This is a genomic window from Robertmurraya sp. (genome assembly GCF_036676585.1).
Classification (GTDB): domain Bacteria; phylum Bacillota; class Bacilli; order Bacillales; family Cytobacillaceae; genus Robertmurraya_A.
Genome location: NZ_JAKFCQ010000025.1, coordinates 57,050 through 69,447 on the forward strand (window position 1 = coordinate 57,050; position 12,398 = coordinate 69,447).

Annotated in this window: 12 protein-coding genes, 1 tRNA gene and 1 other annotated feature; all 13 genes read right to left on the bottom strand. The window is 38.7% G+C overall.

The window, feature by feature from the left end:
* Nucleotides 1-80: 80 nt before the first annotated feature.
* Nucleotides 81-326, bottom strand: a binding site (T-box leader).
* Between the two features lie 8 nt (nt 327-334).
* The 13 genes from ilvE to ACGLXV_RS02125 all read right to left on the bottom strand — a co-directional run bounded on the left by ilvE (nt 335) and on the right by ACGLXV_RS02125 (nt 12,374).
* A complete protein-coding gene (gene ilvE, locus ACGLXV_RS02065) occupies nt 335-1,240 on the bottom strand; it encodes a branched-chain-amino-acid transaminase (RefSeq protein WP_119709305.1) in 906 nt (301 codons plus the stop codon).
* 344 nt (nt 1,241-1,584) lie between these two features.
* Nucleotides 1,585-2,502: an oligopeptide ABC transporter permease gene (gene opp4C, locus ACGLXV_RS02070; protein ID WP_119709306.1), complete on the bottom strand. Its 918-nt coding sequence runs from the start codon at nt 2,500-2,502 to the stop codon at nt 1,585-1,587.
* A 10-nt stretch (nt 2,503-2,512) separates the two neighbouring features.
* Nucleotides 2,513-3,478 (bottom strand): ABC transporter permease, encoded by a 966-nt coding sequence (locus ACGLXV_RS02075; RefSeq protein ID WP_119709307.1) that lies wholly within the window; start codon nt 3,476-3,478, stop codon nt 2,513-2,515.
* A 78-nt stretch (nt 3,479-3,556) separates the two neighbouring features.
* Nucleotides 3,557-5,317, bottom strand: a complete 1,761-nt coding sequence (locus tag ACGLXV_RS02080) for a peptide-binding protein (RefSeq protein WP_119709308.1) — start codon at nt 5,315-5,317, stop codon at nt 3,557-3,559.
* A gap of 93 nt (nt 5,318-5,410) precedes the next feature.
* The gene (locus ACGLXV_RS02085; protein ID WP_391557300.1) at nt 5,411-6,421 is read right to left on the bottom strand and encodes an ABC transporter ATP-binding protein; all 1,011 of its coding nucleotides are present in this window, start codon (nt 6,419-6,421) and stop codon (nt 5,411-5,413) included.
* A 14-nt stretch (nt 6,422-6,435) separates the two neighbouring features.
* Entirely contained in the window at nt 6,436-7,413 is a 978-nt protein-coding gene (locus ACGLXV_RS02090; protein WP_391557301.1) for an ABC transporter ATP-binding protein, read from the bottom strand.
* Nucleotides 7,414-7,733: 320 nt separating this feature from the next.
* Nucleotides 7,734-7,810 (bottom strand) — tRNA-Arg (locus ACGLXV_RS02095).
* Nucleotides 7,811-7,936: 126 nt separating this feature from the next.
* The gene (locus ACGLXV_RS02100; RefSeq protein ID WP_391557302.1) at nt 7,937-8,452 is read right to left on the bottom strand and encodes a metallophosphoesterase; all 516 of its coding nucleotides are present in this window, start codon (nt 8,450-8,452) and stop codon (nt 7,937-7,939) included.
* A 4-nt stretch (nt 8,453-8,456) separates the two neighbouring features.
* Nucleotides 8,457-9,059, bottom strand: a complete 603-nt coding sequence (locus ACGLXV_RS02105; protein ID WP_391557303.1) for an XTP/dITP diphosphatase — start codon at nt 9,057-9,059, stop codon at nt 8,457-8,459.
* Nucleotides 9,056-9,826, bottom strand: coding sequence for a ribonuclease PH (rph, locus tag ACGLXV_RS02110; RefSeq protein ID WP_391557304.1), 771 nt, complete (start codon nt 9,824-9,826; stop codon nt 9,056-9,058). Before rph ends, ACGLXV_RS02105 begins: the two co-directional genes overlap by 4 nt.
* A gap of 113 nt (nt 9,827-9,939) precedes the next feature.
* On the bottom strand, nt 9,940-11,010 hold the full coding sequence (locus ACGLXV_RS02115; protein WP_391557305.1) for a GerMN domain-containing protein: 1,071 nt from the start codon (nt 11,008-11,010) through the stop codon (nt 9,940-9,942).
* Between the two features lie 106 nt (nt 11,011-11,116).
* Nucleotides 11,117-11,914: a glutamate racemase gene (gene racE, locus ACGLXV_RS02120; protein ID WP_391557306.1), complete on the bottom strand. Its 798-nt coding sequence runs from the start codon at nt 11,912-11,914 to the stop codon at nt 11,117-11,119.
* A gap of 10 nt (nt 11,915-11,924) precedes the next feature.
* Nucleotides 11,925-12,374, bottom strand: coding sequence for a MarR family winged helix-turn-helix transcriptional regulator (locus tag ACGLXV_RS02125; protein ID WP_119709316.1), 450 nt, complete (start codon nt 12,372-12,374; stop codon nt 11,925-11,927).
* Between the last annotated feature and the right edge of the window lie 24 nt (nt 12,375-12,398).

Consider the following 12,398-nt stretch of genomic DNA (forward strand, 5'->3'; position numbering starts at 1 on the left):
TCAAATCTTGTTAGATAATCTAACAAATTAACATTATAAAAAGCCTCCCCATCCCCTACTTTGCCTACTACACCCTAGGCTAAAGGGATGGAAAGGCTTGAGAAACCTATCCACGGTACCACCCTTGTTCACGCAAATGCGTGCGCTCATGATCACAATTGGATCGTTTTGATAACGAGTGTCTGACACTCGACTGCCTTTACTATAGATTTTCAAGACAGTGCTCAAAGGTGAGTTCACTTCATGTCATTTCCACCGGCTTCCAGCTACCCCGGCTCTCTGTAGGAATGTTTCATGAAACTACTTTTCCTTATCAACGCTTTTTCCTATTTACTTAGCTTACATGTGGCGTTGCTTCCTTGGAGTACACTTTCACACCTTCAGAAACAACACGTTCTCTAAATTTCACTAATAACTCCTTCGTAAGTGCACCTGGAGTACCATCGCCAATTACTCTGCCATCTACCTTAATTACCGCAATGACTTCTGCAGCTGTTCCTGTTAGAAACACTTCATCAGCTGTGTAAACATCATGTCTTGTAAATGGTTCTTCTTTAAGTTCATAGCCTAACTCTTTTACAATATCGATAACGGCGTTTCTTGTAATTCCCTCAAGTGCTCCAATATATCCTGGAGGTGTATAGAAACAACCATCGCGAATAATAAACACATTATCAGCAGATCCTTCAGCAACATACCCTTGGTCATTAAGCATTAGTGCTTCACTAACACCAGCAAGATGTGCTTCAATTCTAACTAACACGTTATTTAAATAATTCAGTGATTTTACTTTTGGACTAAGTACATCAGGTCTGTTTCTTCTTGTTGCAACAGTCACAATTTCTAATCCTGTTTCATACAATTCTTTCGGGAAAATAGAAAGTGGCTCTACTATAACAACTACATTCGCTTTAGCACATTTATTTGGATCGAGTCCGAGGTCACCAACACCTCTAGACACTACGACGCGAATATAAGCATCTTCAATTTTATTTTTCTCAACAGTAGCGACGATAATATCTGTGAATTCATCTTGTGAGTATGGTACATTCAGCATAATTGACTTTGCTGAACGGTACAGTCGGTCCATATGTTCCTTCATTCGGAATACGTTACCGCTGTAGACTCGAATTCCTTCAAAAATACCGTCTCCGTATAAAAATCCATGATCGTATACTGAAATCTTGGCGTTCTCTTTAGTTACATATTCGCCATTTAAAAAAATCCATTGTTCAGACACGAAATACACCTCTTTGCATTTAAGTTAAACCGCTTTAAATGAATAAAATAATTACAAAAAATTTTTTCGAAAAATAACTCTTTTTACCCTTTGTTTTTCTTTTGAATATTACAAATGATTTGTATATTTGAGGACTATCTTACGCCCATTTTATTTACTCGTCAACCCCATTTTTTCGAATTGTTTGATAATTTAGATTAGTCAATTTAGTTGTATCCGCTTACAATGTTGATATAATAACAATTTCTAATTTTAAAAAAATTTTTAAAATTACTTCATATTTCTTTTCCATCTCTAGTAAAAAATGAAAGAAGCCTACTGAATGATTCAGTAGGCTCTTTATTTCATCTTCTATTACTTTTAGGATCAAACGCGTCTCTTAAACCATCTCCTATAAAGTTAATACATAAAACTGTCGTTAAGATTGCTAGCCCTGGCGGTATCCACGCTTCCGGACTATTTCGTAAAATACGTAAACTTTGGGCCTCTGAAATCATATTTCCCCAAGTTGGCGTAGGCTGAGGGATTCCAAATCCAATAAAGCTAAGACCCGATTCAATAATGATATACGTGGCCATCATTAATGTCGCATTAACCACGATTGGACCAATTGCATTCGGAATAAAATGCTTAAATATTATTCTAAAATCACTTGCACCAATCGCTTTCGCACCAAGAACAAATTCCTGTTCTCGAAGCGATAAATATGTACCTCTAATAATTCTTGTTAAGTTTGGCCATGAAGTAATCGCAATGATACCTACAAATATTCCAACGTTCACTCTTTCCAGTATGGCTACAATGGTTAAACAAAGAACAAGGAAAGGTAATACAAGCATCATATCTGCTGCACGCATGATGATCGCATCAATCTTACCACCATAATACCCAGCAATAGAACCAAGTGTTACTCCAATGATGAGAGTAAATATCATTGCACTAAAACCAACAATAAGTGAAATTCTTCCTCCATACAGGAGTCTTGATAGATTATCACGCCCTGAACTATCGTTTCCTAATGGATGATCTTCACTCGGCGGACGTTCGATTAATAAGAGATTTGACTTAGTAGGACTGTGCTCTGTTAACAATGGGGCAAAGGTGACAGCTAAAATGATCGCTAGTAACACAAAGACTCCCATGACAGCGAGCTTATTTTTCAAAAATCGTTTTAATGCGATTCGAAAAGGACTATTTCCTTTATCTGGTTTAACAGGCACCTCTAGGTTCGTATCCATCGCTTCTTGCTGTTTTAGTTCCATATTACTCACCTCAATCGTAGCGGATTCGTGGGTCAACAATACTGTAGAAAATATCAGCTAATAAATTCCCGAGGAGAATGAAAAATCCTAACATTAGATTAATGGCCATGATGACAGGATAATCACGATTCCCAATAGAACTTAAGAACAATGTTCCTATTCCCGGATATTGAAATACCCCTTCAGTTATAACTGCACCACTCAATAATGCCCCAATTTCAAACCCTAACAGTGTAATAATTGGAATTAATGCATTGCGCAAGGTATGTTTGTACAAGACATTACGATCAGTCATTCCTTTTGCTCGTGCCGTCCGTATATAATCACTTCCAAGCACGTCCAATACTTCAGAACGCATGAATCTCATGTAGGAGGCTGTACCAGCTAATCCGAGAGTTAAACCTGGCAAAATTAAATGTTGAAGTTTATTAAAAAATAGCTCAATCCCTGTAAGCCCAGGGCTCGATACAGATCCCTGTGAAGGCAACCACCCTAGTTGAATAGAAAAAATATAGATAGCTACTAAGCCGAAAAAGAAATTCGGTACAGCTAATCCGAAAAAACCGAACGTTGTTGCACCATAATCCAGAATCGAATATGGTTTTCTTGCAGAGTATATTCCAATTGGAATCGAAACAATGATCGTAATAAAAAGTGTAAAAATTCCTAAATAAAACGTGTTTCCTATTCTTTCAGCAATAAGATCAGATACATCTCTACCCTTAAAAATAAATGATTTTCCAAAGTCCCCCTGCAATACATCTTTCAACCAATTCCAATATTGAACATGAATAGGATCATTTAGGCCAAGAGCTTCTTTTTGCTTCTCAAATACTTCCGGATCAATATTTGGATCAAAAATCTTTCCCGAGATTGGATCACCTGGAGCCGCCTGTATCAAAGCAAAAACAATAATTGTTAAAGCTAAAAGCATCGGAATGAATATGAGTACCCTTCTTATTAAGTATTTATACACCGTTCCCCCTCCATTCTTACAGAATAAGAAAAGAGCGCGGCATAATTACCGATCACTCTTTTCTCTATTCAACAATTGTTATTCCGTTACGTACCAGAGATGAGTATCGTTTAAGAACGAGTATGGAAGTACATCGATTCCTTGAAGACGTTTGTTATGAGCCCATAAGCTATTTGCAGCATATAGGATCACGCTTGGTAGATCTTCACCGAACTCAACTTGCCACTCACTATACTTTTGTTTACGGTAATCTTGTTCAAATGCATCTGGAGGAGTGAATGCATCCTTTAACAATTGATCTGCTTCAGGATTATTCCAGCGAGAATAGTTATAACCTGCCATAGATGACCATAATCCACTTGGATCCGGATCTGTACTATCTAAGCTCCAACCAATTAAGTATAAATCCCAGTCTTGGCTGTTCTTTTCTAAATCTTCAAAGTAGGCTGCTGCTTCCTTCGGCTGGCGAAGGTCGATGCTGATTCCTACCTCTTCTAGGAACTCTTCAATAATTGGAGCAGAACGCTCACGAATTTGATTTCCTAGTGGATAATTCAAGTTAAGTACCCATTCCTTGCCGTTAGGATCTTCGCGGAAACCATCTCCGTTTACATCCTTGTAACCAGCCTCATCAAGTAGAGCTTCTGCCTTTTCAGGGTCAAACTCATATTGATTTGGTGTTGTATCGTCATAAGCCCAGAATTGAGTTGCAATTGGTGAATTTTGAACAATTCCGCGTCCATACAATAAACCATCTACTAAACCTTGACGGTTAATTGCATACGCAATCGCTTGACGGACTTTTTGGTCTTTAAGCTTTTCATTAACTGTCCAGTTAGCTGGATTAATTGTGCCAGCTTCTGAATCTTCCTTAGAACGATGATTATGCATCAATCCCATCGTCTGGTATCCAAAGTCAGGTTGCTCAACAATTTCAACATTTTCAAGGGCATCAACTGTTTCATAGTCAGCAGCTTGGAAACCGTTGGGATCGGCAACAAAATCAATTTCACCGTTTTCAAGTAAACCTAAGATAACAGCTTGGTCAACGACCTTCCAGATGACGCTATCAAGCTTAGGCTCTCCTTGCCAATAATCAGCAAATTTCTTAAGTACATATTGCTCTCCTTGCACCATTTCACTAAATTGGAATGGCCCAGTACCAATTACTTCACCAGGATTACGTGAAGCACCAGCTTCCGGAATTTCCGCAACAGGAATATCTTTGAAGATATGTTCAGGAATAATCATAAAGCTAGCATCAGATAGCGCCAACACGTTTGGTTGAGCAAACTTAAACGTAACTGTATGATCATCAACAGCAACAACCCCTTGGAAATCAGTTGTCTTTCCTGTTGAAAACTCCTCATAACCTACCAATCTTTCAACATATTGCGTACGAACTCCACCCGCTTCTACATAACCTGGGCTCGCAATGGTTTTATAAGTAAATACAACGTCGTTAGCAGTAAATGGTTCCCCATCATGCCATTTTGCATTTTCATCTAATTTAAAGGTGACTTCAGTTTGATCATCATTGAATGTCCACTCTTTCGCTAGGTTCGGAATAAAATCAAGGTTCTTATCTTGCGTAAGTAGCCCTTCATGTGTAAATGATAAAATATTAGATTCATAGGCCTCTGTGTAAAAAATAGGGTTAAATAAACCTGTTGGAGCTGTATCCATTGCCCCAACTACCGTACCTCCACTTACCGGGTCCTTTTCACTCGATCCTTCATTCTCTGATGAAGCAGGTTCTTTGTTTCCTGAGCATGCTGCCAGTACACCAAAAACTAGTATAAGCATTAGCATGATCAACCAACTTTTCTTTGCCTTCATTCCATTCACCCCTCTTATAATCTTTAACATTTTTGTCTAAATCAACCAGTTAAAAAGCGCACACCACCTCCTTAAGTGCATAAGCAAATGCACTTATTTGCCTGTATAAAGGTGGCAGGCTACTAGATGGCCATTCCCCACCTCTGTAAGCTCGGGACGCACCTCAGAGCATTTCTCATGAACCATCGGACAACGAGTACGAAACGTACAGCCTGACGGTGGATTTGATGGACTTGGTAAGTCACCTTTTAATATGATTTTTTCTTTTTTGTGTAGTATGTCTGTGGATGGAACTGCTGATAGAAGTGCTTGTGTGTATGGATGTAATGGAGTTTCGTAGAGGTTCTTCTTCGGCGCTATTTCCGCAATGCGACCTAAGTACATTACTGCCACTCTGTCGCTAATGTGTTTTACAACGCTTAAGTCATGGGCGATAAATAAATAAGTTAAGTTAAATTCGTCCTGTAAGTCGGCCATCAAGTTTAGTACCTGGGCTTGTATCGAAACGTCCAATGCAGAGACTGGCTCGTCACAAATAACAAATTTCGGATTCAAGGTTAGTGCTCTTGCAATGCTTATACGCTGCCTTTGTCCACCAGAAAATTCATGTGGGTACTTAAATCGATCTTCTGATCGAAGACCAACCTTTTCTAAAAGACTGATCGTCTTCTCTTTTCGTTCTTCCTTAGTTAAGTTCGTTTGAACGATTAATGGTTCTTCAATTAATTCGGACACACTCATTTTGGGATTTAACGAGGCGAATGGATCTTGGAAAACAATTTGCATATCTCTCCGAATGGGTCGAAGCTTCCGGTATCTCATTTTTGTTATATCTTGGTCCTCAAAGACGATTTGTCCATCAGTCGGATCCATTAAGCGAAGCAAAACTCTACCAAGTGTTGATTTTCCAGAGCCTGACTCACCAACGATCCCTAGTGTTTCTCCCCTTAATACACTAAGACTAACGTCGTCAACTGCTTTGACATGTCCAATTGTATGCTTAAGGATTCCACCCTTGATGGGAAAGTACTTCTTAATATTTTTCGCCTGAAGTATGTAATCTTGATCTGTATGTAACCTTGTTTCTGTTTCGATGACTGACAATTTCACACTCCCCCTTATTCATACAGGTAACATCGGACGCGATGACTTTCTTCTGCATCCGTTTCATACAGAGACGGGTTTTTATCCCGGCATTTGCTCATCACCTTTGGACAGCGATCTGAGAACCTGCAACCAACTGGAAAGCGATGCGCAGGAGGAACAGTGCCTTTAATCGCGCCAAGTCGATCAACTTCTTTCTCTAGACTTGGCAAACTGTCAAGCAATCCCATAGTATACGGATGTTTTGGTGACAGAAATAGTTTTTCAATCGTTGTTTCTTCAACTATTTGGCCGCCATACATCACCATGATTCGGTCCGCATATTCAGCCACTACACCTAAATCATGCGTGATTAACAATACAGCCATGTTAAATTTCTTTTTCATTTCATCCATCAAGTCTAAAATTTGAGCTTGAATGGTAACATCAAGAGCAGTTGTCGGCTCATCAGCTATTAATAGCTTCGGATCACAAGAAATAGCAATTGCAATCATAGCACGCTGACGCATTCCACCCGAGAGTTGGTGTGGATATTCCTTCATCGTTTCCTCAGCACGCGGAAAACCAACGACCTTTAGGAGCTCAATTGCTCGTAATCTCGCTTCATTTTTGGTCATTTTTTTATGGCGAATTAAAGTCTCTATAATTTGATTTCCAATAGTAAAAACAGGATTTAAGGCGGTCATCGGTTCCTGAAAGATCATACCGATTTCCTTTCCACGAACATTCGTCATTTGCTTATCGTTAAGCCCGACCAGATCCTTACCGCTGAAAAAAATTCGACCATCTTCAATTTTTCCTGGCTTATTAATTAACTTCATAATGGAGAGGGAAGTAATACTCTTTCCACTCCCTGATTCCCCAACGAGAGCAACGGTTTCCCCAGGCCTGATATAAAAATCCACTCCATCAACGGCTTTTGCGACTGCTTTATTTTCTAAGTAAAAATAAGTTTTTAATCCACTAACCTCCAACAATTTCACATCTGACATCAACACACCTCCCGATTGCCTTAGAAAAAATAGACTGAGTATCCGTCCTTCTTGAAAGAAAGTATACTATTATGTATAAATTTTTTCAATATATAGAATGTTAAAATTAGTTACAATTGTTAGAAATATTGTGATATTTTCTGACAAAAGATTCACTTCAGTACATCAATGCTTTACATAAAAAAAGACATTTCCTTACAAAGGAACTGTCTAATTAACAAAAATTATTGGCAACTAAAATTATATAGAAATAGAAAAAAACGCTATAGAAATGACATCGTCACTTTCTATAGCGTAATATGTATTTATTGGTGTGTAAATGGCGTCCCAGGAGAGATTCGAACTCCCGACCGTACGCTTAGAAGGCGTATGCTCTATCCGGCTGAGCTACTGGGACATGTTTTCTTAAGGACATTTTTTATTATATTAGGCTTATTATAAAAAGTCAACACTTTAAATCAAAAATATTATTTCACTATTCAAAGGAGATTTCTCTCCTTTGAATAGTATATGATGAAAGTGATTATTTGTGAAGTTGAAAGCTTTGTCGAAGTTGTACTATTTCTCCTTGGTCAAAATCATACACATGAAAATCGACTTCTTGTTCTGTTAAGTTTAAAACCACATACGTCCTCTCATTGCGCCCTCTTGGAAGCCGCAAGCTGCCAGGATTTATAAACAAACGATTACCAATCTTTTCAATTCCTAATAGATGAGAATGACCAAAGCAAACGATATTAGCATCCACTTCTTCTGCTTTATATTTTAAATTCATTAAGGTAGATTTCACATTATATAAATGGCCATGTGTCACTAGAAATTTCGTTCCCTTAAAATCAATAATCTCATCATGATGAAACAACGACTCGTAATCACAATTTCCCCTTACTACAACGAATTGGTCAATGGCCTCATCATTTTTTGAAAGCTCAGAATCACCACAATGAATAAATTTTTCGACATCCTTATGCCGCTTCTTTAATTCATTCAATTCTTCCGTTAACCCGTGACTATCACTTACAATAAGCACCTTTGACATCGGACTACTCTCCCTTAAACACTTCTGGTAGTAGCTTTGCTAAATTACTCAAGGCTACAGCACGATGGCTTATCTTACTTTTTTCCTCAGGTAAAAGCTCTGCCATCGCTCTATTTCTCTCTTTTACAAAAAATATAGGGTCATACCCAAAACCATGAGTCCCTCGCTTCTCATCTAAAATCACACCCTCACAAGTACCATGTACTGTGACCGTTTCTTGACCGGGGACAGCAAGTGCTAAGGCGCAATAAAAACGCGCCGTGCGCTTTGAGGGCTCAACTCCATTTAACTCGCTTAACACTTTCGTCATATTGTCTTCATCACTCTTCTGTTCCCCTGCATAACGAGCAGAGTAAACACCTGGTTTCCCGTCTAGTGCATCAATAACAAGTCCTGAATCATCAGCAATAACGGCTCGATTCAATTGCTTTGAAACCGTTTCTGCCTTTATAATAGCATTTTCCTCAAAGGTCGTTCCGTTCTCTTCTATATCCTCAATCTCCTCATAATCAAGGAGAGTTTTCACTTGAAACCCGAGAGGCTCAAACATCCTTACGAATTCTTTGGCCTTTCCACTATTCTTTGTTGCTATGATTACTTCTTTCATTTCTTCGCACCTTTTTTAACCCTTGCATCCTCAATTTTCTCAACAACCGCTTCACCTAACACGCTCTTTTGTGCTTCGAAAAGCTCCATAATTCCACTTTGAGCAATTTTCAACAAATCCTGTAGTTCATTGTAAGAGAATGTTGATTCTTCACCCGTTCCTTGGAGTTCAACAAATTCACCATTCCCTGTCATTACCACATTCATATCAACTTGCGCCGCAGAGTCTTCGATATAATTGAGATCAAGTACAATTTCCTTGTTTTCAAGTATTCCAACACTTGTAGCTGCGAGGAAATCAACCACTGGATACTTTGAAAGCTTTCTATCTTTATGCAATTTATTCAGAGCGTGGGCCATTGCAACAAACGCTCCTGTTATGGAAGCAGTCCTAGTACCACCGTCTGCTTGGATAACATCACAGTCGATCCATACTGTTCTTTCACCAATTGCTTCAAGATCAACGACTGCTCTTAGTGCTCTTCCAATCAGCCTCTGGATTTCCATTGTTCTTCCTGAAACCTTGCCTTTTGATGACTCACGTATATTTCTTGTTTGTGTTGCCCTTGGCAGCATGGAATACTCTGCCGTAATCCATCCTTTCCCTTCTCCTCTCATAAAAGGAGGGACGCGCTCCTCTATACTAGCCGTACATATTACCTTCGTATCACCAACAGTAATTAGTACGGACCCTTCTGGATGGATAAGATATTCAGTATCAATATGTATAGGGCGTATCTCAGATGCCTGACGACCATCAGTCCTCACAATATTTCCTCCTTTGAAAGACTACTTTTAAAATGATGAAATCCAAATAAAGAAGAGGCGGATAACCGGCCTCCTCAACTTGGTCACTATATAGTATATCAAAAAACAATTTATTAAAAACTACCTGTATTCACATTTTCTGGGCGCGTCACAGGCTCGGAAAGCTTTTCACCCTTATCATTTACAAGTTCAGCCTTTCCATTCACCGTTACAGCAACACTCTCAATTCCCTTTTGTTCTGTTAACGAAAGGACGAGTGAATTTAAAATATGATCAGAAACAATTTTCTCTTCTGAACTATTTAAAATAGACTCATTAAAGTTTAATGTTACCTTGCCGTCCTCTACAACCGGCTTATCTAAAAGCGAAACATCAGAAACAAACTCGCTTAACAAATTAGAAGAATAAGTTGGTCCTTTGGCAAGTTCTTCTACTACTGCTGTAATATTATCGCTATTGTCATTACTAATACGCTTTGTAACTGGTACATAGTAGTATGAACCCTCTTCACCACCTAAATAATACACAGTTAATGCTCTCGTGTTGGTAATATCGACAACTTCTGAAGTATCCATGTTAATCCCACTATCTCTTGTCAAACCACTCTTAGATAGAGCCAGACCATTCACTGGCATCTCGGTTAATTCATGACCATTCATTTTAAGTTTCACTTTATCAATAGAATCGAATTGAGTTAACGTCCAGGTGATAGATTGAACGATTTTCATTTCGTCTTCTGGCTTATAATTCTTAAATTCCTTTGAGAAGTTAACTGTTGCTACTTTATCCTTTATATCCACAGATACTGCAGTGTCAGCTGGGATAACAGCTGCAAACCCATTAGGTAGCATTTCTGTAACTGGACCATTCTGCACTAGGTACTCTACAGCCTGCTTGGCCACTGACTCTGTTTTCGGAAGATCGATTGTTTGCGGTACAACATAGCCATTTTTATCTACTAAATATAATTCGGTCATAACGCCTTTTTCTGCAACTTCTTCGCTATTCTTTTCTGAAGCTGCCGTTTCAACTACTTTTGCTGTTCCATTATCTTCTGTGTATGTGACTGTTTTTGGAGGATCGATTTGTTCCTTTTTTTCTCCTCCTAATAAACCACATCCAGATAATAAAACGGACGAAACAATGACTGCTGATACAATTGTCGTACTTTTATGCTTTGACATCCATAATCCCTCCAAGACAGTTTGTACTACATATATACGAGCCTTTTAAAAAAATAGACCGATTACTAGAAAAAAATAAAAAAAGCCTCCAAAATGGAGACTTCCTTCAAGATAGTTTAATGGTTTCCACAGACAATTCACCTGCGTGTAGCCAGTTAGTAGCGATTCGTTGAAAAATAGACTTTGATCCGGTCGTATAAAACTGATGCTGGGGCTCGTCCCTATTCGGCGTTAGCCACCCATTATAAAAAAGAATGGTACTTACCTCACGTGCAGTTTCTTCACCAGAGCTAATTACAGACACAGTAGGGCCCATCGTTTTCTTTATGATCTTTTCAAGCAATGGATAGTGTGTGCAGCCTAAAATCAACGTATCGAGACCTTTATTTTTAATTGGCGCTAGCGTTTCGGCTACCACTTTTTTCACAATTGGTCCATCCACTTCTCCACTTTCAACAAGAGGAACAAACTTCGGACAAGCAAGACTAGTAACCTTAGATTTCTTATTAATGGATTTCAAAGCATTCTCATATGCATTACTCTTTATTGTTCCGACAGTCCCAATGACCCCAATTTTGTGGTTTTTTGTTACCTTAATGGCCGTTCTAGCACCTGGATAGATAACACCTATAACAGGGATGGAAAGTTCATTTTGAATTTCCTCTAAGGCAACGGCTGTCGCTGTGTTACATGCAATTACTAACATCTTAATTCCCTTATTTACTAAGAAATTCGTCATTTGCCATGTAAATTTCTTTACCTCTTCACCGCTCCTCGGGCCGTACGGGCATCTTGCAGTGTCTCCTACATAGAGGATCTGCTCATATGGCAGTTGGCGCATAATTTCCTTCGCAACAGTTAATCCGCCAACTCCAGAGTCAATAACTCCGATCGGTTGATTCAAACATCTCGCCTCATTCTTCTTTCATTTCTTGATGTAATTTCATTAAGTTGTTTTTCAGGAGAATTACTTCTTCGCTAGAAAAGTTAACTAAAACCTCCTGTAAGTATACCTGTCTTTTCTTAATCACTTCGTCAATAATTCGTTCCCCTTCTTCTAAAAGGTGAATGCGGACCACACGGCGATCATTTGGATCCTTCACACGCATTACCAGTTTGTTTTTTTCCATTCTGTCAACAAGGTCTGTTGTCGTGCTACACGCAAGAAACATTTTATTTGAAAGTTCACCAATTGTCATATCGCCTTCTTCAAATAACCACTGAAGAGCAACAAACTGAGGTGGAGTAATAGTATAGTTACTTAAAATTTCTCTACCCTTTTGCTTGATAATACCAGCAATATAACGCAAATCTTTTTCGATATCAGCAAAAATCTCTATCTCTTTTGTTTCTTCTACTTTCATAAATACACAACCCCTATTTGAGAG